The 21022-nt window shown below is 64.4% G+C and carries 17 protein-coding genes and 1 tRNA gene; 7 read left to right on the top strand and 11 right to left on the bottom strand.

What is annotated here, in order from left to right; all coding sequences use genetic code 11:
- The first annotated feature begins 18 nt into the window (after positions 1-18).
- Positions 19-95: transfer RNA gene (locus tag C8J39_RS15205), tRNA-Met, on the top strand.
- Between the two features lie 965 nt (positions 96-1060).
- On the opposite strand, the gene C8J39_RS15200 is transcribed toward C8J39_RS15205, so the two are convergent.
- Complete coding sequence (locus C8J39_RS15200) at positions 1061-1891, bottom strand: 23S rRNA (adenine(2030)-N(6))-methyltransferase RlmJ (protein WP_120301200.1); 831 nt, start codon at positions 1889-1891, stop codon at positions 1061-1063.
- A gap of 1229 nt (positions 1892-3120) precedes the next feature.
- Here C8J39_RS15200 and C8J39_RS15195 point away from each other — a divergent pair.
- Positions 3121-3303 carry a hypothetical protein gene (locus tag C8J39_RS15195; protein ID WP_056065371.1) on the top strand — a complete coding sequence of 61 codons (183 nt, stop codon included), beginning with the start codon at positions 3121-3123 and terminating at the stop codon, positions 3301-3303.
- A gap of 523 nt (positions 3304-3826) precedes the next feature.
- Here C8J39_RS15195 and C8J39_RS15190 read toward each other — a convergent pair.
- The 3 genes from C8J39_RS15190 to C8J39_RS15180 form a co-directional block, all read right to left on the bottom strand.
- Positions 3827-4192, bottom strand: a complete 366-nt coding sequence (locus C8J39_RS15190; RefSeq protein WP_120301199.1) for a DUF4440 domain-containing protein — start codon at positions 4190-4192, stop codon at positions 3827-3829.
- A 713-nt stretch (positions 4193-4905) separates the two neighbouring features.
- The gene (locus tag C8J39_RS15185) at positions 4906-6084 is read right to left on the bottom strand and encodes an acetyl-CoA C-acyltransferase (protein ID WP_120301198.1); all 1179 of its coding nucleotides are present in this window, start codon (positions 6082-6084) and stop codon (positions 4906-4908) included.
- A gap of 137 nt (positions 6085-6221) precedes the next feature.
- Positions 6222-6656 carry a MaoC family dehydratase gene (locus tag C8J39_RS15180; protein ID WP_183038016.1) on the bottom strand — a complete coding sequence of 145 codons (435 nt, stop codon included), beginning with the start codon at positions 6654-6656 and terminating at the stop codon, positions 6222-6224.
- Positions 6657-6813: 157 nt separating this feature from the next.
- Here C8J39_RS15180 and putA point away from each other — a divergent pair, with 157 nt between their 5' ends.
- Entirely contained in the window at positions 6814-9861 is a 3048-nt protein-coding gene (gene putA, locus C8J39_RS15175; protein WP_404969353.1) for a bifunctional proline dehydrogenase/L-glutamate gamma-semialdehyde dehydrogenase PutA, read from the top strand.
- Between the two features lie 358 nt (positions 9862-10219).
- On the opposite strand, the gene C8J39_RS15170 is transcribed toward putA, so the two are convergent.
- Entirely contained in the window at positions 10220-11395 is a 1176-nt protein-coding gene (locus tag C8J39_RS15170; RefSeq protein ID WP_120301196.1) for a mechanosensitive ion channel family protein, read from the bottom strand.
- Between the two features lie 11 nt (positions 11396-11406).
- Positions 11407-12363, bottom strand: a complete 957-nt coding sequence (locus C8J39_RS15165; protein WP_120301254.1) for a DNA topoisomerase IB — start codon at positions 12361-12363, stop codon at positions 11407-11409.
- Positions 12364-12545: 182 nt separating this feature from the next.
- Here C8J39_RS15165 and C8J39_RS15160 point away from each other — a divergent pair, with 182 nt between their 5' ends.
- Positions 12546-13109: a type 1 glutamine amidotransferase domain-containing protein gene (locus C8J39_RS15160; protein ID WP_120301195.1), complete on the top strand. Its 564-nt coding sequence runs from the start codon at positions 12546-12548 to the stop codon at positions 13107-13109.
- A gap of 87 nt (positions 13110-13196) precedes the next feature.
- Here the strand turns inward: C8J39_RS15160 and C8J39_RS15155 are convergent, their stop codons facing one another.
- Genes C8J39_RS15155 through C8J39_RS18850 form a run of 3 tightly spaced genes read right to left on the bottom strand, consistent with a single transcriptional unit; the run spans position 13197 to position 15740 of the window.
- Complete coding sequence (locus C8J39_RS15155; protein ID WP_120301194.1) at positions 13197-14252, bottom strand: acyltransferase; 1056 nt, start codon at positions 14250-14252, stop codon at positions 13197-13199.
- The gene (locus tag C8J39_RS15150) at positions 14249-15592 is read right to left on the bottom strand and encodes a putative O-glycosylation ligase, exosortase A system-associated (RefSeq protein WP_120301193.1); all 1344 of its coding nucleotides are present in this window, start codon (positions 15590-15592) and stop codon (positions 14249-14251) included. Before C8J39_RS15150 ends, C8J39_RS15155 begins: the two co-directional genes overlap by 4 nt.
- Entirely contained in the window at positions 15585-15740 is a 156-nt protein-coding gene (locus C8J39_RS18850; protein WP_165895252.1) for a hypothetical protein, read from the bottom strand. Before C8J39_RS18850 ends, C8J39_RS15150 begins: the two co-directional genes overlap by 8 nt.
- Positions 15741-15839: 99 nt before the next feature.
- Here C8J39_RS18850 and C8J39_RS15145 point away from each other — a divergent pair, with 99 nt between their 5' ends.
- The 3 genes from C8J39_RS15145 (at position 15840) to C8J39_RS15135 (ending at position 19528) form a co-directional block, all read left to right on the top strand.
- Complete coding sequence (locus C8J39_RS15145; protein WP_120301192.1) at positions 15840-17048, top strand: TIGR04063 family PEP-CTERM/XrtA system glycosyltransferase; 1209 nt, start codon at positions 15840-15842, stop codon at positions 17046-17048.
- Positions 17048-17854, top strand: a complete 807-nt coding sequence (locus tag C8J39_RS15140; protein WP_120301191.1) for a hypothetical protein — start codon at positions 17048-17050, stop codon at positions 17852-17854. The genes C8J39_RS15145 and C8J39_RS15140 overlap by 1 nt, the downstream gene beginning before the upstream one ends.
- A 105-nt stretch (positions 17855-17959) precedes the next feature.
- Positions 17960-19528, top strand: coding sequence for an MFS transporter (locus C8J39_RS15135; RefSeq protein ID WP_120301190.1), 1569 nt, complete (start codon positions 17960-17962; stop codon positions 19526-19528).
- Between the two features lie 251 nt (positions 19529-19779).
- On the opposite strand, the gene C8J39_RS15130 is transcribed toward C8J39_RS15135, so the two are convergent.
- Both C8J39_RS15130 and thpR read right to left on the bottom strand, forming a co-directional pair.
- Positions 19780-20316 carry a superoxide dismutase family protein gene (locus tag C8J39_RS15130; RefSeq protein ID WP_120301189.1) on the bottom strand — a complete coding sequence of 179 codons (537 nt, stop codon included), beginning with the start codon at positions 20314-20316 and terminating at the stop codon, positions 19780-19782.
- Positions 20317-20360: 44 nt separating this feature from the next.
- Complete coding sequence (gene thpR, locus C8J39_RS15125) at positions 20361-20918, bottom strand: RNA 2',3'-cyclic phosphodiesterase (protein ID WP_120301188.1); 558 nt, start codon at positions 20916-20918, stop codon at positions 20361-20363.
- Positions 20919-21022: the final 104 nt, after the last annotated feature.

Raw genomic sequence — 21022 nt, 5'->3', positions numbered from 1 at the left:
TTCGCAACAGCGAAGTGTCGCGGGGTGGAGCAGCCCGGTAGCTCGTCAGGCTCATAACCTGAAGGTCACAGGTTCAAATCCTGTCCCCGCAACCAACTTGATTTGCAATGCCTCCGAGGGATCTCCCGCGGAGGCTTTTTGCGTTTCCGCTCCAGCACATAGCTCGAGCATTGACGCCAGCTCCCCGCGCAGGTCGATCGCGAGATTGCCGTCTTCCGGCGTCAGCACCACCGCATCGATGAGCGCTCGCAACCGTTCGAACGCCTGCGCTCTCAGCGCCCCGTCCTCAAAGGCCGCGGTGATCTGTTTGACCTTCTTGGCATAGACGCGACCGAGGTTGGTGAGCAGTAGTTCGGCATCGGTCGATGCGGCTTGAGCATCGTTCTGCTCTGCAACCGGAATTCTGCGCCGTTCAGTCCAAATCTCTTCTCCTGACCAACATTGCCGCGACGACGGCCTTCAGGATAGCCTCCTCGGTGGCACTATCCGTTATAAGGCGCGGTGCGTTCGCCATTGCCGTCGTGCACGATGCGCTTTTCAACCGTAGGAAACCGCCGGAATATTTTCCATCGCGCGCCGACGGGCCGCGCATCTCGGGTCTTGTCGCGAGTTGCGCTCAGTGTTCGGCGTTGATGGTGCAGATCATACCGATATGCAGCGGGGTCGCTACGTCATTCCTGTGCGTCGCGAGCATGATGCCATGAAATAGAAGGCCATCGAACAATGTCGGACATCGGCCTGACTGCGCGACAACCGGTCCATCGCATCGGCGTAGACGATGACGACGCCGCTTGCCGAAACGGCCGCCAGCAGCGCACTCTTTTCGCGAGTACCACAGCAGACATCCATTCATGTCGGCCTACGCGTCGACAAGCGGCCTTTGAAGGGCAGGAAGTGAGGTTTGGTTGCCGTTCGCAGGACCGTGGATAATCGACTATTTTTCGAACAAAACAGACCTGTCAGCTCGCCGCGAGGAACACGGACGACAACCAGCGAGAGTCACCAGCAAAGCTCTGACAGCGAACGATTCCTTCCGGAGAGGGGGCATTGCAGATTTACTTTAATTGCCCAGCCAATCGGTAGTGATCTCGCCCCTGTGTCCCTCCGGGGCTAGCACGGTGCGCAGGGCTTCCAGGAGAGGTGGTAGGGCCTGCGTGAAAGCGTAGGGCGGATTGATGATATAGAGGCCCGCGCCATTATAAACGCCGGGTTGATCGCCATCGTACAACCAATGCTCCACCCCCAACATTTTTGGGATGCCGAGCTTGCGTAGCTGGTCCTTCCAGCGCCAATGCGTAGTGCGGTCTTTCAGTGGATACCAGATCACTGTCACGCCGTGCGCCCATTTGCGGTGAGCAACGGCGAGGGTGGCTGTGATACGTTCGCGTTCGTCGGGCTGCTCGTACGGCGGGTCGACCACCACCACGCCCCGGGCGGTTCGGGGCGGCAGCATCGCCAGCCAAAGCTCGTAGGCGTCGCGCTCATGCACAGCAGCGGACGTGTCGCGCATCGCTCTGCGCAGAGTCGAGGCGTCCTGAGGATGCTTTTCGTTCAGAATTAGGAAATCCTGTGGACGTAGAAGTTGCGCCAGTATCCGCGGCGAGCCGGGATAGGAGTGTAGCTGGGGCCCCACATTCACCGCCTGTACGGCGGCGCGGTAGTCCCTCAACAAGGGGTTCGGATCAGCTAAAGCGCGCAGCACGCCCTGCGCGGACTCGCCGGTACGTTGAGCGTCCTCGCCGTCAAGGTCGTACAGGCCGCAGCCGGCATGGGTGTCGATCAGAGTCAGCGCGCCCTGTTTTTGCTGCAAGGCCTGTACAAGGGCAATCAGCAGGCTGTGCTTCACGACATCGGCACTATTGCCAGCATGGAAGGAGTGCCGATAATTCATTGCGATTCAAAATCCTGACAATCTATTTTGATGCGTACTGCTGGGCTCTGTTGCTGAGCACGAGGCGACCGGAGTAGCTGATCGAGTGCTATTATGAATTCGGGCGGCAACCTTCAACGCACTTCTGCGCGAGGCTTCGAGCCCCCGTTTGTGGAAGGGAAGGGGGCTTGGGGATGGCTTTCGCCTGATACAATGCGCTGTGTCGGGGCAATAGACGTCGTCTGCGCGAAGCAGTCATTCGATGGTTTACGCCCGACTTCAGGACCACCGCGCTACTGGCGAAAGAAGTTCGAGAGCAAGAAGGGGCGAACACGCGCGCTCGGTCAGAATTGTTGAGACGGTGTCATTCAGTCGGCAGGGCATCAACGGAAATCTGCCGGTGGGTGGCGCGAAACGCGGCCTACCGCGGCTGGTGGAGATGTCGATCGTCAAGGTCGAAGAGGCGGCAAAGGCATTCTCGAGTCACTCGCTGCGCGTGAGGGTTACGCGGGATTGTTTGTGGCCGGTGAGGATGGCGTGGGGATTGCCCAAGCACCTCTTTGATCGGCGTCGTCGACGGCACTTGCTAGGGGCGGAAGCTTGCCGCGGACAGCAATGTCGCAGTGCGCGCGTGTTGCTGAAGCTCACAAGTTGATCGCCGCCTTGTCCAACGCCTTATGGCACAGACAGTGGTCTTGGACACTGCCGAGGAAACCGCCTCAGGAGGACATCGGAGAGAGTTCCGCCATCAATCGAGGTATCCCCTTTTCGCGTCCCGCTTGCGCGCAGCGTAGTCGCCTGCCCCCTCCAGACGATGCGGTTATCGCGGTGTACCGAGACGCTCACCTCGAGACGGGGCACGATCAGACCGTACGATTGATCCGGTCGGCGCGCCGGCAATCGCATTCAAACTCGGCGAGTTCGCGGCGCCGAACCTGCTGGCAGCGATCATAAGTTGCTTCCTCGGCACCGGTCATTCGGCGCGGTCGACGGCAACGACGGCGATGAGGTATCGTTCGAATCTGATGTCCCCGCCGGTCCAGATATAGCCGGCGCGATACGCGTTGGGGCGCCAGGTGGTGCCCGCGACGGGCGGTATGACGGTGTTCGATCTTGCGGGGATCAGCGTTTGGCTTGGCTGTCGCTGATAAATGAGGGCGACCGCTGTCTAGCGGTGCACCTGCGATACGGTTCTGTACAGAGGCTGTGGCCGCGGCTTCTAGCGGTTTTGCTTTGCAAGGGCTTGCCGCATGATCGAAGCGAGCGAGTTCGGACTACCGGCGCCGACCTTCGATCGACGGGATGACAGCGACGACCTTGGCTTCTGCGCGCGCCTGGGTTTAGTCACGCTCAGTAACAAGGTAGCTGTCGCCGCACTGACCAGCTCGATCGTAGCTGGCGGGCAGGTGCTTGACCTTGTGTCGATCTGGTAGCCATTTGCTGAATGAGACCGCCTATGCCGAGGTGATCAGCCACGGCATAAATACGGACGAACTTGCGGCCAACTCCCGCCTAGACAGGTGCTGCGTCCAATACCTCAACGATGTGTCTGATTTGTCCGAAGAGGATGCGTGCTACGATAACGCGCCGATATGTGTAGGCGCTCAGTATCTGCAACACTTGCTAGCGGTACTACGCCACGTCGTCGCGTGATGAAGCCAGGGGCCATAGCCATCATAAGCTTTTCGAAACCGCCGCTTTCCAACCAAGGCCGCGGCAGTCTGGTGCGCTGTAAATACACTGGCCCATGCTTCGGTGGCCCGCGTTTATCTGAAAACGGCGGGGTTCTTGGATATCACGATGTCTCTACTCACCGACGGCTGCCTAGGCGATTCATTCGCAATAATCGGTTGCGCCTGAGGCTATGGGAATTACTCCAGCAACAAGGCGGCCGCCCGCCATTTAATCCGTTGCGCCTGCTACGAGCATGTACCAGGCGCAGCAGTGACCTAGTGGTCAGGCCTCGACGCTGGCGGTCAAGGGGGGTGTTTGCTGGTGTTGAACGACCAGCCAATCATCGTGTCCCCGCATCCGTAAGGTCGAGGTGCAGTGTGCTTCGTACTTCTCGTCGCCGTTCGCGCACCGCACGGTGTAGGCAACGACGATCAGGCCCTCCTGAGGGCGTGACACTCGCCGGTCTGACAATTCTACCGAAGCCCAGTCGGGCGTCGCTTTGACGGCGTTCTTCGCTTCCTGTCCCTGGAAAACATACGGCGGACGGGGAAGGACCATGATGATCTCCTCGTCTATCCGCTCCTGATAATGCTCGTCGCTGGCATCCCATAGGCTGCCTTCGAATTCCCACACGCGCTGGTCGTCCATTCTATCTCTCCTTGGTAGCTCAAGCGCGGAGGATGGAAGACGGTTCCGGCGTTTTGGTGCTATCGCGCCGATATTCGTCGGCGTGTCAGGCCAAACGTTTTCGATAAATGAGGCCCCTAGCGTTGATGTGAGAAACCTTCGGCTTCAATTTCAAGGGGGGGCGATCGGCTGATCAATGAAGGATCATCGTTGCCTTGGCGCAGACCGTCAGGTGCTCTCGCATCGCCTTCAGAAGAGGTGCGATCCTTGGGGGGATGCAGCAGTCCAATCCCTATTGCACGAGTAGAAGCCGTGGGTTCCGCCTGGGTAGACCACGCGGTGCGCGGCGTTGCTCGTTGGCTACCGACTCTTATGCATGAGCAGGCTGTCGTCCAGCAGCGGATCTATCCGATACTGAACAGATTCTGGGGGCTTAAACAGAGCGAAGCATCCTTCCGCTGCCAGTGCCCTCGCGTTGCAACGGTCGCTATGGCGCGAACTCTCGTTGGGGTTAGTCTAAAGAAGGTACCGGCCTGCCGGACGTTACCATTCAGCAACAGATTAATTGGACAACTTTGCAGTTAAAACTAGTTTCTATGCGCGAGGAAGGTCGACTGCGCAAAGTTGCAGGACGTATTGAGCAGAGCTATTAACACAGCCGGTGCCCATACGGGAAAGACGATGGATGCAACGTCGGTATAGTGCATGCACTATACCGACGTTGCATTTTAAGGTCACAGCACTTCGAACAACCCGGCTGCGCCCATGCCGCCGCCGACGCACATCGTCACTACAACATACTTCGCGCCGCGACGCTTGCCTTCGATCAGCGCGTGGCCGGTCGCGCGGGCGCCGGTCATGCCGTAGGGGTGACCGATCGAGATCGCGCCGCCGCTGACGTTGAGCAGTTCGTCGGGGATGCCGAGGTTGTCGCGGCAATATAGCACCTGCACCGCGAACGCCTCGTTCAGCTCCCACAGGCCGATGTCGTCCATCTTCAGGCCGAAGCGCTTGAGCAGCTTGGGGATCGCCACCACGGGGCCGATGCCCATCTCGTCGGGTTCGGTGCCGCCGACCGCCATGCCGACATAGCGACCGAGCGGCTGGAGACCGCGCTGCGAGGCGATCTTCTCTTCCATCAGTACCGACGACGACGAGCCGTCCGAGAGCTGCGACGCGTTGCCCGCGGTGATCGTGAAGTCGGGCCCCATAACCGGCTTCAGCGACTGGAGTCCCTCCAGCGTGGTGTCGGCGCGGTTGCCCTCGTCCTTGGTGATCGTTACGTCCTTGTACGTGACCTCCTTCGTCTCCTTGTTGACGATGGCCATGTTGGCATCGACGGGGACGATCTCGGCATCGAAGTAGCCGGCAGCCTGTGCGGCAGCGGTGCGCTGTTGCGACTGGAGCGCGTAGGCATCCATCGCGTCGCGGCTGATACCATAGCGCTTGGCGACGACCTCGGCGGTCTGCAGCATCGGCATGTAGACGTCCTCGTGCATCGCGATCAGCTGGGGATCGGGGGCGACGCGCATCTGCGGGGTCTGGACGAGGCTGATGCTCTCGACGCCGCCGCCGATCGTGATGTCCATGTTGTCGGTGATGATCTGCTTGGCCGCGGTGGCGATCGCCATCAGGCCGGAGGCGCACTGGCGGTCGACCGACATGCCCGAGACGGTGACGGGGAGACCGGCGCGCAGCAGCGACGTGCGGGCGATGTTGCCGGCCTGATGCCCCTGCTGGAGCGCACACCCGAAGACGACGTCGTCGACTTCCGCGCCGTCGATGCCGGCTCGTTCGACCGCGGCCTTGATCGAATGCGACGCGAGGGTTGGGGCGGGAGTATTGTTGAAGCCGCCGCGATAGGCGCGGCCAATGGGGGTGCGGGCGGTGGAGACGATGACGGCTGAACGCATGGGTATTCCTCTTCTTCACTCCCCTCCCGCATGCGGGAGGGGTTGGGGGTGGGCGCCCGGCATGAGCGAGCGGAGCAATTGCGGAGAGCGGCAGCCCACCCCCCGGCCCCCTCCCGCAAGCGGGAGGGGGAGAAGCATCAAACAAAAATCTGGCTGATCCATTCGGCGATCAGGGCGGGCTTTTCCTGGCCTTCGATCTCGACGGAAAACGCGTTGGTCTGCTGCCACTGGCCGGGTCGCTTCTCGTCGAACGAGAGCAGCTTGAAGCGGCCGCGTACCTTCGAGCCCGACCGGACCGGCGTCAGGAAGCGGACCGAGTTGCCGCCGTAATTCACGCCCATCTTCGCCCCCTCGATGGTCGGCGCGTCGGGCACCTTCGATGACAGCAACGGCATCAGCGACAGCGTCAGGAAGCCGTGCGCGATCGTGCCGCCGAACGGGGTCTGCGCCGCGCGGACCGGATCGATGTGGATGAACTGGTGATCGCCGGTCGCGTCGGCGAACTTGTCGATCATGGCCTGCGTGACCTCGACCCAGTCGGAAACCGTCTCGGTGCCGATGCGCTGCTGCATCTGCGCGGTGGTGATCGTCGCCACGGCATTCCCCTCAAAGCTCATTTGGCGCTAAGCGCTGAAATGTCTCTAGGCGTACAGGCGAGCGGATCGCAAGCCTCACCCAACCGGAAGCTGGAAAATGTCGACTGCCGTAACGTCCCATGCCCGCGATATCATGGCAAAGCTGTACCGCGCGAGCGAACCCGATGTTCTAAAACCGCTGCTCGACCGCGCCGCGCTCGATTCGGATTCGCGCGAGCGGGTGATGGGGCATGCGCTGGGCCTGCTCGCGGACCTGCGGGCGGCGCAGAGCAAGGGCTGGGTGAACCAGTTCCTCCAGGAATATCGGCTCAATTCGTCGGAGGGCGTCGCGTTGCTGTCGCTGGCGGAGGCGTTCCTGCGCGTGCCGGATCCCGAGACGGCGGATCTGCTGATCGCGGACAAGCTTGGCGACGCGGATTGGCGCGCGCATGCGGGCAAGTCGAATTCGAAGCTCGTCAATTCGGCGACCTGGGGGCTGGTGGTCGGCCGCGTGCTGGTTGGCGAGGGATCGACCGGGCCGTTGCGTCGCCTGATCAGCCGCGCGGGCGAGCCGTTCGTGCGCCAGGCGGTCGGCGCGGCGATGAAGATGATGGGCGAGATCTTCGTCATGGGCCGCACCATCGACGAGGCGATGAAGCGCATGCGCCGGCCGGAGAACAAGGGCTTCACGGCGAGCTTCGACATGCTCGGCGAGGCGGCGCGGACGCATGCCGATGCGCAGCGATACTTCCAGGCGTATGTCGGCGCCGTCGATGCGGTCGGGCGCGATCCGGCGGCGGGGCACTCGATCTCGGTCAAGCTGTCGGCTCTGCACCCGCGGTACGAGGTGGCGCGGTGGAGCGAATGCGTGCCTGCGCTGACCGAGATGCTGGAGGCGCTGGCGGTGCAGGCGGCGTCGAAGGGCATCGCGCTGACCGTCGACGCGGAGGAATCCGAGCGACTGGAGATGAGCCTCGACATCATCGGCACGGTCGCTGGGCTCCCGTCGCTGAAGGGTTGGGACGGGTTCGGCATGGCGGTGCAGGCCTATGGCAAGCGCGCGCGGCCGGTGATCGAATGGGCGAATGGGCTGGACCGCGTGATGAACGTGCGGCTGGTGAAGGGCGCGTATTGGGATAGCGAGATCAAGCGCACGCAGGTCGAGGGGCTGGCGGACTATCCGCTGTTCACGCGCAAGGCAGCGACCGACGTGTCGTACCTGGCTGTGGCGAAGGACATGCTGGCGGCGGAGAATATCCGGCCGGCGTTCGCTAGCCACAACGCGCTGACGGTCGCGACGATCATGGAGTGGGCGGGCAACTCGCGCGACTTCGAGTTCCAGCGGCTGCACGGGATGGGCGACGGGCTGTACGAGCGGCTGGTGCAGGAGAATGGCTATCATTGCCGGGTTTACGCGCCGGTTGGCGGGCACCGTGACCTGCTGGCGTATCTGGTTCGGCGGTTGCTGGAGAATGGGGCGAATTCTAGCTTCGTGCATCAGTTGGCGGACGAGCGACTGACCGAGGCTGAGATCCTGGCGGATCCGGTGGCTAAGATCGCCGCGGTCGGGGGGAAGCGGCATCCCAGCATTCCGTTGCCGGTGGATTTGTTCGGGGCTGGGGGGCACCGCAATTCCGCTGGGTTGGATTTGAGTGATGTTGGGACGCTGGAGGCGACGGTGCGGGCCGTTAATTCCCTCCTCCCGCAAGCGGGAGGGTCCGGGGGTGGGCTCGCGCTATCGTCGGATGCTGAGGCTGGCGTTGGGCGTTCTACTGCAAACGGTAGCGTCGGGGGTGAGCGCGTGCCCACCCCTAGCCCCTCCCGCTTGCGGGAGGGGGATCAGGTTGTGGCTGCCATTACGCGTGCGCATGCGGCGTTTCCGGGTTGGTCGACCACCCCGGTCGACGAACGCGCCGCTTGCCTCGAACGCCTAGCCGACCTGCTCGAGAAGCACCGCGACGAACTCATGGCGATCTGTGTGCAGGAGGCGTTCAAGACGATCGCCGATGCGATCGGCGAGGTGCGCGAGGCGGCCGATTTCTGTCGCTATTACGCGCAGCAGGCGCGGTTGAACCTGCATCCGATCGAGCTGCCGGGGCCGACGGGCGAGCGGAACACGCTGCATATCGAGGGTCGCGGTGTCTGGGCGACGATCGCGCCGTGGAATTTTCCGCTGGCGATCTTCCTCGGACAGACGGTGGCGGCGCTCGTCACGGGCAACACCGTGGTCGCCAAGCCTGCACCGCAGACTCCGCGGATCGCGGCGCGTGCGGTCGAGCTTGCGCACGAGGCTGGCGTGCCGGTCGATGCGCTGGTGCTCGTGATCGGCGGGCCGGAGGTCGGCGCGGCGCTGACCGCGGACGTGCGCATCCAGGGCGTCGCGTTCACCGGGTCGACCGCGACGTCGCGCAAGATCGCGCGGTCGTTGCTCGACGACGAGACGCGGCCGATCGTGCCGCTGATCGCGGAGACCGGCGGGATCAACGCGATGATCGTCGATTCCACCGCGCTGCCCGAGCAGGTGGTGGCGGACGTGATCGCGTCGTCGTTCCGGTCGGCGGGACAGCGGTGCTCGGCGTTGCGCTTGCTGCTGGTGCAGGAGGATATCGCGGACGGCGTGATCGAGATGCTGTCGGGGGCTATGGAGACGCTGCGGATCGGGCGGTCGGGCGATCCCGCGACCGATGTCGGGCCGGTGATCGACCAGGCCGCGTATGACCGGCTGATGGCGTATCGCGAGAGCGTGAAGGCGAAGATCGTCAAGACGCTCGACGCGCCCGCTGACGGGTTGTTCGTGCCGCCGACTCTGGTGCGGATCGGTGCGATCGAGGATCTGAACCAGGAGTGGTTCGGGCCGATCCTGCATGTCGCGACGTGGGAGGCGGGGAAGCTAAGCGAGACGATCGCTCGGGTGAACGCCAAGGGTTACGGCCTGACGATGGGCCTGCACAGCCGTATTGCGCGCGCGGCCGAGGTGATCGAGGCCGAGGCTGCGGTGGGGAATTTGTATATCAACCGGTCGATGATCGGGGCGGTCGTGGGGTCTCAGCCTTTTGGGGGCGAGGGGCTTTCGGGGACCGGGCCTAAGGCTGGCGGGCCTCGGTATTTGTACCGGTTCTGTGCGGAGCGGGCGGTTTCGGTGGATACGACGAGTGCCGGGGGGAATGCGACGTTGCTGTCTTTGGATGAGGGTGGGATTTAGTCTCTCCTCAACCGGACACGGCCTACGCGTGGGTCACTTGTCGAGCACCTCCCCGGCGGAGGCCGGGGTCCAATTGGGGAACTGTGCTGACGACCGTCGCGCTTCGTTACTGCGACCTCGCCAATTGGGCCCCGGCCTTCGCCGGGGAGGTGTTGGGGCGTGGCGGCGAGCTCTTTATGTCCAGCTTGTCTCGGCCGACGTGATTTCACGGTATTCTAGCAAGCATTGTTTCCCCGCGAAGGCGGGGACCCAGACTGGGCTCCCGCCTTCGCGGGAGAACAAGGTAGGGTAGGGCTGCCCTAACTGGCGCGTACATTCCGAAGCCGAAGGCGAAGGCGTCGAGCGGCCGGGTAGATAATCAGGCGGGTGTTGCTTCCGCCTCCGCCCGTCGCCCCTCAGGATACGGCATCACCACCGAGCCATCCGGTGCGGCCATCATATTCACCTGGGTTGGGAAGGCGATCTCGATCTTCTCGTCGTTGAACCGCTTCAGGATGGCGATCCCCACCGCCGTCCGACCGTCGTAGAAACTCGCATAATCCGGGCCCTTGCTGTCGAACTGGACCTCGAAATCCAGGCTCGACGCGCCGAAGCCGGTGAAGCCTGCGCGCGTGAAGATCTTGTCGTTGGCTTCGACGATTTCCTTCAGCATCGCTGGGATGCGCGAGCAGACTTCGGGGGGCGTCGAATAGGTAACGCCGATGACGAACTTCGCGCGGCGGTGGTTGCGTTGCGTGTTGTTGAGAATCTCCTTGTTGAGGAGGTTCTTGTTCGAGATCACGCGCTCCTCGCCGTCGATGCCGCGGATGCGGGTCGATTTGAGGCCGATCGCCTCGACGCTGCCCGAGGCGGTGTCGTAGCTGATCGAGTCGCCGCGGCGGAACGGGCGGTCGAAGATGATCGCGAGCGCGGCGAACAGGTCGGCGAAGATGCCCTGCGCCGCCAGGCCGATCGCGATGCCGCCGACGCCTAGACCCGCGACGAGGCCGGTGACGTTGACGCCGAGATTGTCGAGCACCACCACCAGCGCGACCGCGAACACCACGAAGGTGACGAGCAGGCGGATCAGGCCCATCGCCGAGAGCAGCGCTTCGCCCGAATAATGCTCGGACTGCGTGCGGTGCTCGATCGCGCCGAGGATGATCTCGCGGACCCAGACGGCGGCCTGGAATACGGCGGCGACGGTGAACAGGAAGTTGATCGTCGTCGCGACTTCACCGGGGGCGGCGGAATATCCGGCGACCAGCTTGGCGGCGAGCATGACGATGAAGAAATTGCCGGTCCGGGCGATCGCCTTGCCGACGACGATGCCCCAGCCGTTGAGTGCGCGCGGGCGTTCGCAGAGTTTGCTGCCGAAACGGCGCGCGGTGTGCAGCGCGACGACGATTACCGCGCCGATCCCGAATGCGATCAGGATCTGGAGCCAGTATGCTTGCACCCACGCGAAGCTGGCAGTGACGAAGCCCTGGGCCTGGTCGCCGACGTCGCCCGCGTCGAAGATCGGTTGCTTGGCGGCGGCAGTGGTATTGGTCATGGAAATACTCGTCAGGCCGCTTTTGCCAGTGTCGCAACAGCGGGCGTGCCGGCTTCGAGGAAGGTGATCAGGCCACATTCCTCCCGGCTCATGTAGCGCTTGGCGCGCGGAAGGCGGAGTGCCTTGCGGAAGGTCGACTGACCGGTCTTCACGAGCGCGATCAGCGACGGGTGGACATAGCTTTTGCGCGCGATCGCGTGGGTGTTGCCCAAGCGCGCCACCACGGGTTCGAGCATCGTCTTGAGGCTCAGGTCCCGCTCGGCGGACGCGAGTGCCTCGAACGCGGCGACGCTGGCAGCCCAGGTCCGAAAATTCTTGGCGGTGAAATCGGTGCCGGTGACGTCGCGGATGTAGCAGTTGACGTCGGTCGAGGTGACCGGGTGCGCGACGCCGGCATCGTCGAGCCAGGCGAACAGATGCTGTTCGTCGAGGTCCTGGCATTTCTTGACGAAGCTGCTGAGCGAGCGGTCGGTGATCCTGAGCGTCCGCATCTTGCCGGACTTGCCCTTGTACTGGAGTTTCAGCGTCGAGCCCTTCACCTCGCCGTGGCGCTTGCGCAGCGTGGTGGCGCCGAAGCTCTCGTTCGCTTCGGCATAGGCTTCGTTGCCGATGCGGATATGACCGCCGTCGAGCAGGCGGATGACCGCGGCGACCGCGCGTTCGCGGGTCAGCGAGCGTTTCCGGAGATCGGCTTCGACCGCTTTCCGCAGCTTGGGGAGGGCGTGGCCGAAGTCGGCGCAGCGTTCGTATTTGGCGGCCTCCTGCGCTTCGCGGAAGCCGAGGTGATAGCGATACTGTTTCCGCCCCTTCTCGTCCCAGCCGACCGCCTGGATGTGGCCGTTAGGCTTGGGGCAGAACCACGCGTCGCGATAGGCGGGGGGCAGGCCGATCGCGTTCAGCCGGTCGATCTCGACGCGATCGGTGATGCGTTCGCCCTTGGCATCCCAATAGCCCCAGCCGTTCCGCATCTTCTTGCGGGTGATGCCGGGCTTGGAGTCGTCGGAATACACGATCTTGGTGGGCAATGCGGTGGTCCCTTGGGGGCGTCTGATTCTGGCTATCTCTGCAAATGTTCGGGAAGGCGCATCGTTCCGGAACGAGGCGGGCTGCGCTTGGTTGAGGGGGCACGGGATTTCACTGGAGACATGACATGGCCGATCTTTCCCAAGCTCGCGTATTGATGCTCGCTGCCGATGGTTTCGAGACCGTCGAACTGTTCGAACCGCGCAAAGCGCTGGAGGCGGCGGGCGCGAAAGTGACGCTCGCGTCGATCAAGACCGACCCGATCCAGGGCATGAAGGGCGACATCAACAAGGCCGAGACGGCGACGCCCGACCTGACGCTCGACGAGGTCGATACCGACGATTACGACGCGCTGGTGCTGCCGGGCGGCGTCGCCAACCCCGACACGATGCGCCAGCAGGAGCGCGCGATCGAGATCATCACCGAGTTCATGGAGGACGGCAAGATCATCGCCGCGATCTGCCATGCGCCGTGGCTGCTCGCCGAGGCAGACGTGATCGACGGACGCCGCGTGACGAGCTTCCCGTCGATCCGCACGGACCTGGAGAATGCGGGTGCGGACGTGGTGGACGAGGAGGTCGTGGTCGATGGCAATTTGATCACGAGCCGCAAGCCGGATGATATTCCTGCGTTCAACAAGGCGATCATCGACGCGCTCGAGGAAGAACTGGCGGACGAGCCGGTCGACTGATTCTCGAGGGCGGCTCTTCCTTGTTCTCCCGCGAAGGCGGGAGCCCAGTCTGGGTCCCCGCCTTCGCGGGGAAACAAGGGGAGCGGTCTAGAGCCTGTTGAGCCAGCGCTGAGCGGGGCGCTCTATTAGGTGATAGAGGGCGATCGAGGCTAGCAGGACCGTTGCGAGATAGAGCGCGATCTTCGTAGGCGATACCGCCGTCGCGTCAGCAACTAAGACGAGTTTGAACGCCTTCCATAAGATGAAGTGGCTGAGATAGGTCGCGTAGCTGGTCTCGCCGAGATAGTGCGTCCATCTCAGTTCGAACGGGTTACCGGGCTTGTCGGCGGTCAATGCCAGCAGCAGCAGGATCGCTGCAAATAGTGCCGGTACGGCCAGCGTTTCCGGCGTGCCGGCGATCCAGCCTCCTGCGAAAAGCACAGCCACCAGTGTCGCCCATACCGGGGCGCGCAAGACGCCACGCCAGCGCAACCACAACGCGCAGACGATGCTGCCCGTGGTGAACTCCACTAGGCAGCGTAAGAGGCCGTAGCGCGGGATGTCGGTGCCGAGCGTCGGTGCGTCCATCGCCAGGTGCAGGCCGACCAGCATGCCGCCGGCAATCGCCAGTAACGCCCAACTCGGCAAGCGCCGCCAGTCCACCGCCATCACGAGCAACGGAAACAGCAGGTACGCACCCAGTTCGGCGCTGATCGACCAAGCCGGGTCGTTCCAGGCGAGGTGATGCGTGAAGCCCCAGTTCTGGAGCAGCAGGACGTGGAGCGGCAATTCCGAGAAGACGAACTGCGGATCGCTGCGGCCGGTTGCGCGGAGCAGCAGGGCCAGTGCGACGGCGCCGCCTAACGTGACCAGATGCAGAGGCCAGATGCGGGCGATGCGTTTTTGCAGGAAGCGCGGAATGCTTGCCCCACCGTCATGGGCCCCGCCGTTACGAATGCGGTCGGACCAGGTCAGCCAGATCACGAAGCCGGACAGCAGGAAGAAGAAGTCGACCGCCAGGTACCCTTTCTCGAAGACGTCGCGCACGCCGCTGGGCAGCCCCGCTATCGACAAGCGGATGTGGTAGAAGACGACGAACCACGCGGCGATTCCTCGAACGCCGGTCAGCGCGCGCAGTTCGTGAACCGGTGTGCGATCCGTCACGCCGGAGATGGCACGGCACTGCGGCGCATCGGCCGGAACGATTGCTCGCTCCGCTTGCGCGCGAGATAGGTATCGAGGCCGATCTGCGCACCGATCAGCATGTAGATGAACGGCTGGAACGCGATCGCGATGAAGCCTGCGCCGAGCAGGTAGACGATGTGCCCGCTTTGGAGTGCGGCGGCGAGCGGTCCGGCCCAGGCGAATTCCCCGTCCGGATCGCGGTAGCGGCGGCGGATGAATTCCATGCGGACGATGCCGATCAGGTTGATCGCAAGCCATATCGCAAGGCCGGGATAGCCCTGCTCGCCGAGCATCTCGAAATAGGCGCTGTGATACGCGCGGGCCTTGTCGACCTCGACCTTGGGTGCCTCGGCAGCGCCGGGCGTGGTCTTCAAATCGTAGCGGATGTGGTTGCCCAGATACGCGTTGAAGCCCCCGCCGAACGGGTTCGCCTTTGCGTATTCGATCGTCCATTTCCACACCGCGAGCCGCGTCGAGGCGGACTCGTCCGCGTCATAGGTCTTGATGGTGTTCATGCGGTTTGTGAAGGTCGACGGCAGGAACGGGATCGCCGCCAGCCCCAGCACGCCGAGCATCGCAAGATACGCGACCTTGCGTTTCACGTTGCGGATCGACAGCAGCGCCAGCAGGCCGATGCAGAGCAGCCCGGTGCGCGTCGACGTGCCGACCGGGATCAGCAGGCACGCGAAGACGAGCGCCAGGCAATAGGCCTTTACCCGCCAGTCCGGCCTGAAGATCGTGCCGTAATGCATGAACCAGACGATGATCGGGACGATCGCGATCGCCACCGCGCTGATCGTGCTGCCCTCGTACAGGCCTGAATTATTGTCGACCATCAAGTTCAGCTGGCCATAGCCGCCGCCGCCGCTGGCGATCGTCTTGATGCCGCCGACGACGATGATCGACGATGCCGCGAGGATCATGAACAGCAGCAGCGCCTCGATCCGGACGCGCGTGCGCAGCGTCAGCGGCAGGAACGCGGCGAAGGCGAGCGCCTTCCACACCCAGTCCCATTTCTCCTTGGCCTCAACCGGGAAATCCGCGGCGATCGTCGTGCCCCAGCAATAGAGCAGCAACAGCACGATCAACACCTGTCGCCCGCCGACGCGCGTATCGCGCTTGTCGTCGGCGAGGATCCATCCGCCGACCGCCAGCGCAACCGCGATCAGCGAGATCGGCACACTGTTGAGCAGCAGATAGGTCAGCCGCTGCGGCGACACGATGTCGATATAGACATAGACAAGCACGAGCAGGAACGGCCGCTTGAATCCCATTCCGAAGAACGCGAGCAGGAACGCGATGAACGCGAGATCACGCATCGGGGCGAGGTTTCTCGGTGGATTTGCGCTTGGTATCGGCGGTGTCGTGCGGGCTGGGCTCCCGGTCGAGATCGGGGCGTCTGAGCAACAGGAACGCGGCGAGCATCATCAACCCGTGGCTGAGGCCGAGCGCGAGATTGTCGATCATGGTGACGGCCTCCTTTCCGGATAGCGGGCTTCGTGGAATCGTTTGTACGTCTAGTCGGTTGACGCGCCGTTAAGCGATCTGTGGCAGGGGGATAGTACGATGCGTATCCTTCATATCCTCGATCACGGCCTGCCGCTGCAAAGTGGCTACACGTTCCGCACGCGGGCGATCCTCAAGGCGCAGGAGGCGCTCGGCTGGACCGTCGCTGCGGTGACGGGGCCGCGGCACGGTGTCGCGCCTGCTTCGGTTGAGTCGGTCGACGGGCTGACCTTCCATCGTACGGATGCGGGGGTGAAGCCGGGACCGGTCGGCGAAGCCGTCGGGATCGCGGCGTTCGCCAAGCGGATCGAGGCGGCGGTCGATGCCTTCAAGCCTGACATCCTCCACGCGCATTCGCCGGTAATCGATGCGCTCGCCGCACTGATCGTCGCGCGCAAGCGGAAGCTGCCGCTGGTCTACGAGATTCGCGCGTTCTGGGAGGATGCGGCGGTCGGCAACGGGACGGGCACGGCGACGTCGCTGCGGTATCGTTCCACGCGGGCGTTGGAGACGTGGGCTGTGCGGCGAGCGGATGCGGTTGCGGTGATCTGCGAAGGCTTGCGCAGCGACCTGATCGCGCGAGGGATCTCGGAAGACAAGATCATGGTGTCGCCCAACGGCGTCGACCTCGACCTGTTCGGCAATGCTCCGCCGCGTGACGATGCGCTTGGGGCTGAACTGGGGCTCGACGGTACGGATGTCGTCGGGTTCATCGGCAGCTTCTACGATTACGAAGGGCTCGACGACCTGATCGCGGCGATGCCTGCGTTGGTGGCGTTGCGGCCCAAGGCGCGGCTCTTGATGGTCGGCGGGGGGCCGATGGAGACGGCGTTGCTCGCGCAGGCGGAGGCATCGCCGGTGGCGGATGCGATCCGCTTCGTCGGGCGCGTGCCGCATCAGGAGGTCGAGCGCTATTATGGGCTGGTCGACATCCTCGCCTATCCACGCAAGCGAATGCGCCTGACCGATCTGGTCACGCCGCTAAAGCCGCTGGAGGCGATGGCGCAGGGGCGGCTGGTCGCGGCGTCGGATGTCGGTGGCCACCGAGAACTGATCCGCGATGGCGATACCGGAACGCTGTTTCCGCCCGACGATCCGCAGGCGATCGCGGACGCGCTCTCGGGGATGTTCGCGGATCGCTCGGGGTGGGACGAACGGCGTGCGCGGGGGCGTGCTTTCGTCCAGGAAGAGCGTAACTGGTCGTCAAACATTCGCCGTTATGCTCCAGTCTATGAACGGCTGATCGCGGCCGCGGTGCGGGAAAATTAATGGCAGAGTTTGCTCTTCGGACTTTGCAGCGTGGCAGTCTGAATCGTCTGGTGCCGATCGTCGGTGCGATTGCCGGGGGCGTGATCGCGGCGGCGGGCGTGATGCTGTCGTCCGGCGATGCGCTGGAGGCGCTCGTATCGGATACGGGTATCGCGGCGCTGATCCCGATGGCGGCACCGCCGCTCGGGGCGACGGCGCGTGCGATACTCGCGCTGGGGGCGGGGGCGTTGATCGCGGCGATCCTGTGGTCGTCGCTGTACCTGCTGTTCGGGCCGGGAGGTGTGTTTGCCGGTGCGCGACCGCGGGAGGACGGCGTGCCGGTGATCCGCCGCGCCGACGCACATCCCGACGCACCGCCGCGCAAGCCGATGTCGGCGGCCGATCTCGGTACGCCCTTAATGGAGGTCGGCGTTGCGGGCGCGACCGATGGTGCCGCGCGCGATGAGCGGACCATTCCCGCCGACCTCGACCTGCCGCTCGCCGCCTATGATCCGAAGGCGATGCGGCCCGTGCCGATGGAGCCTGCCCGGCCGGTCGCGCCGCTGGCGCAGCCAACGATGGTCGCGCCGGTGATCGAAATGTCGCCGACCGCCGAGCCGGACACGTTCGTGACCGCGCCTGTGCCGAAGCCGGTCGAGCCACCGGTCGTCGAAACGTCGCAACCGGTGGAGGAGGTCAGCGCGCCGACGCCGATCGCCCGGCCTCTGCGTGCGCAGGCCGAGCCGACTACGCCGCCGACGATCGAGACGCTCTTGCAGCGACTGGAGCAGGGCGCCCTTCGTCGGGGGCGGATCGGGTCGCACTGAGGTAGACGCGCGCCGCTCGCCCTGGCGTACCCGAGGCTGTCGAAAGCGCTGTTTCTCTCTCCTTGCCTCTGATACCCATAGCTCGAAAAACATCGGGGAGGGATCATGGCAAACGCCGAAACAGTTATGGGCGAGCCGGAGAAAGCCGCATCGCGCTACGCCTGGTACGTGCTGTCGATCCTGTTCCTCGTCTATGTCCTGAACTTCGTCGACCGGCAGATCATCTCGATCCTGGCCGAAGACATCAAGCGCGACCTGGGGTTGAAGGATCAGGATCTCGGGTTCCTGTACGGCACTGCGTTCGGCGTGTTCTATTCGCTGTTCGGCATTCCGCTGGGGCGGCTGGCGGACAATTGGCACCGCGTCCGGCTGATGACGATCGGGTTGTCACTGTGGTCGGTGATGACCGCGCTGTCGGGCTTTTCGAAGACCGGCGGACATCTTGCCGCGGCACGGATCGGGGTGGGGATCGGCGAGGCAACGGCTAGTCCTTCAGCCTATTCGATCATCTCCGATTATTTCCCGAAGCGGCTGCGCGCGACCGCGCTGTCGATCTACTCCGCAGGCCTCTATGTCGGCGGCGGCTGTTCGTTGTTCATCGGCGGGCTGATCGTGCAGGGCTGGAACAAGGCCTATCCTGGCGGCGGACCGCTTGGGCTGGTCGGCTGGCAGGCAGCGTTCATGGCGGTCGGCGTGCCGGGGCTGTTGCTGGCGGTGTGGATCGCGACGTTGAAGGAGCCGATCCGGGGGCTCGTCGAGGGGCTGCCCGAGCCGGAGAAGCATCCGGCGCCGTTCCGCGCGTTCGGGGCGGAGCTGGTGACGATCGTGCCGCCGCTGACCTTGATCGGTGCGGCGATGGGTGGGGCGCGGGCGCTCGGGTATAATCTGGTTGCGCTTGCGGCGGTGGTCGCGGCGGTGTCGGGGCTGGTCGCGGCGGGCGAGCCATGGCCGCAATGGGTAGCGATCGGGATCGGCGTGTATGCGGTGTTCTCCTGGGCGTCGGCGCTGAAGCGGCGCGATCCGCCGACCTTTGCGCTGATCGTCGGGACGCCGGCGTTTCTCTGCACGGTGGTGGCGTATGGGCTGAACGCGTTCCTGAGCTATGCCGCGAGCTTCTGGGCGGCACCCTATGCGTTGCGCGAGCTTGGTGCGACGCCGGCGTCGGCGGGGTTCATGATCGGCAGCCTCGGCGCGACTGCGGGGTTCCTCGGGCTGACGATCGGCGGCGTGGTGTCGGATCGGTTGCGGCAGCGCAATCCGGCGGGACGGTTGTGGGTGGTGATCTTCGGGGCGGTGGTGCCGGTGCCGTTCCTGATCCTCGCCTTTACCGCGTCGTCGCCGGTCGCGTTCTATACGGGGATCTTCCTCGCGCAGTTGACCGCGTCGTGCGCGCTGGGGGCGGCTGCTGCGACGACGCAAGACATGGTGTTGCCGCGGATGCGGGGGACGGCGACGGCGACGTTCTTCATCGGGACGACGCTGATCGGGTTGGCGCTCGGGCCGTACATGGCGGGGCGGGTCTCGACGCTGACCGGGAGCTTGTCGATCGGGATGTTATCGTTGCTGGTGGTGACGCCGATCACACTGGCGTGTGCGGTTGCTGCGTACCGGATGGCGCCCGGGGCCGAGGCTACGCGGGAGGCTAGGGCGCGGGCGGCGGGGGAGACGGTTTAAACGCTCCTGTTGACCCTAGCCCGGTCACCCTCTTCCGTTCGTGCTGTGCGAAGTCGAAGCACCTACGCTTGGGACATGCCCTTCGACTTCGCTCAGGGCGAACGGGGAGGGGGCGGGTCGGTGCGCGAAACATGTGCTTCGAGACGAGCCGTCGATACGTCGCCTTCGGCGACTACTCGGTCTCTACTCAGCACGAACGGACGTTGCGCAGGCGAATGTGCCCCTCCTGAAGATTAGGAGGGGCCACGCACTCACCCCGCCTGGAACACACCGCAGGCGATCCGCCCGCCGCTGTTGCCGGCCGGGTCGGTCATCAGGTCATCCGGACCTGCGTGCACCACGAAGGCCGAGCCGTCGGTGTCCATCAGGCCCGCCATCGTCGCGCCGGGGATCGTGATGCCGATCGTGCCGCGTCCATCGGTGCCGATGATCAGGTTGGGCAGGTCGCCTTCATGCGGGCCCTGCGGGTTCATGCTGCCGTGCTTCATGCCGGTCGGGTTCCAGTGGCCGCCTGCGGTCGTGAAGTCGGGGGCGTCGCAACGGCCAACCATATGGATGTGCGCGCCGTGCGTGCCGGGGGGCATCGCCTTGGCGTCGAGCGTGAAGCGGAGCCCGCCCGCGACTTCGGTGGCGGTGGCGCGGCCGACGTCGGTGCCGGTGGCGGTCTGCAGCGTCGCGGTGGCGCGCTGGCCGCCGGATACGGGGGCACCGGTCTCCATGCCAGTCTTCTCGCAGGCGGCGAGCCCAATCGTTGCTGCGCCGAGCAGTGCCAGTGTCGCAATCCGCATAGTGTCTCTCCCTGTTGATGTCTTGGCGAACCCTTCGCCGTGGCTCAGGTTCCACCCCCGGTATTGAGCGCCCAGCGCGCGACCGGTTCGTACGTCGCGCCGTCGCGGCCGAGATGGCTCTGGTACAGCACGAGATGCGGTAGCGGGAAGGGCGCGCTCGACAGTGCGGCATGTGTTGCAAGCCAGTCCTCGATCGCGAACCCGACACCCGCGGACCGTGCCAGCCGCGCGACGGTGATGTGCGGGAGATAGGCGCGATGTTCGGGCGGGAGGCCGGCACGAACGCACGCCTGGTCGACCTTGCGGTGGAGCGCGGCGAGCGCCTCGTGCGGCGTCACGCCGGCCCACAACGTGTCGGTTCGTCCGCTCTTCTCGAAGCGGCCGACTCCGGTGAGCGCGACGCTCGGGACCGGCGCGACGGTCTGGCTCAGCGCGACCGCGACGTCTTCGGCGACCGGCCGTTCGACCTCGCCGATGAACCGCAGCGTCACGTGCAGGTCGTCATCGTCCTGCCAGCGTGCGGACGGGACGCCCTCCATTATGTCGAGCAAGCTCTGACGGATAGCGGGCGGCGGGCGGAGGGCGACGAAAAGGCGGATCATGGATTGCGGCAGGTTAACCGCGAACCACCATGCCGATGCAACCACTCTGCTTGAAAAGCGTCCTGTAAAAGACGATATTCACCATAACCGGCACCATGCCGGAC

Source organism: Sphingomonas sp. PP-CC-1A-547, from assembly GCF_003610375.1.
GTDB lineage: Bacteria > Pseudomonadota > Alphaproteobacteria > Sphingomonadales > Sphingomonadaceae > Sphingomonas.
This window is presented reverse-complemented; position numbering and strand designations above follow the sequence as displayed.

Coding starts and splice junctions, on each gene's coding strand:
- C8J39_RS15200 (WP_120301200.1), bottom strand. CDS start 1,891: ATGAATTATCGGCACTCCTTCCATGCTGGCAATAGTGCCGATGTCGTG.
- C8J39_RS15195 (WP_056065371.1), top strand. CDS start 3,121: ATGATCGAAGCGAGCGAGTTCGGACTACCGGCGCCGACCTTCGATCGA.
- C8J39_RS15190 (WP_120301199.1), bottom strand. CDS start 4,192: ATGGACGACCAGCGCGTGTGGGAATTCGAAGGCAGCCTATGGGATGCC.
- C8J39_RS15185 (WP_120301198.1), bottom strand. CDS start 6,084: ATGCGTTCAGCCGTCATCGTCTCCACCGCCCGCACCCCCATTGGCCGC.
- C8J39_RS15180 (WP_183038016.1), bottom strand. CDS start 6,656: ATGCAGCAGCGCATCGGCACCGAGACGGTTTCCGACTGGGTCGAGGTC.
- putA (WP_404969353.1), top strand. CDS start 6,814: ATGGCAAAGCTGTACCGCGCGAGCGAACCCGATGTTCTAAAACCGCTG.
- C8J39_RS15170 (WP_120301196.1), bottom strand. CDS start 11,395: ATGACCAATACCACTGCCGCCGCCAAGCAACCGATCTTCGACGCGGGC.
- C8J39_RS15165 (WP_120301254.1), bottom strand. CDS start 12,363: ATGCGGAACGGCTGGGGCTATTGGGATGCCAAGGGCGAACGCATCACC.
- C8J39_RS15160 (WP_120301195.1), top strand. CDS start 12,546: ATGGCCGATCTTTCCCAAGCTCGCGTATTGATGCTCGCTGCCGATGGT.
- C8J39_RS15150 (WP_120301193.1), bottom strand. CDS start 15,592: ATGCGTGATCTCGCGTTCATCGCGTTCCTGCTCGCGTTCTTCGGAATG.
- C8J39_RS18850 (WP_165895252.1), bottom strand. CDS start 15,740: ATGATCGACAATCTCGCGCTCGGCCTCAGCCACGGGTTGATGATGCTC.
- C8J39_RS15145 (WP_120301192.1), top strand. CDS start 15,840: ATGCGTATCCTTCATATCCTCGATCACGGCCTGCCGCTGCAAAGTGGC.
- C8J39_RS15140 (WP_120301191.1), top strand. CDS start 17,048: ATGGCAGAGTTTGCTCTTCGGACTTTGCAGCGTGGCAGTCTGAATCGT.
- C8J39_RS15135 (WP_120301190.1), top strand. CDS start 17,960: ATGGCAAACGCCGAAACAGTTATGGGCGAGCCGGAGAAAGCCGCATCG.
- C8J39_RS15130 (WP_120301189.1), bottom strand. CDS start 20,316: ATGCGGATTGCGACACTGGCACTGCTCGGCGCAGCAACGATTGGGCTC.
- thpR (WP_120301188.1), bottom strand. CDS start 20,918: ATGATCCGCCTTTTCGTCGCCCTCCGCCCGCCGCCCGCTATCCGTCAG.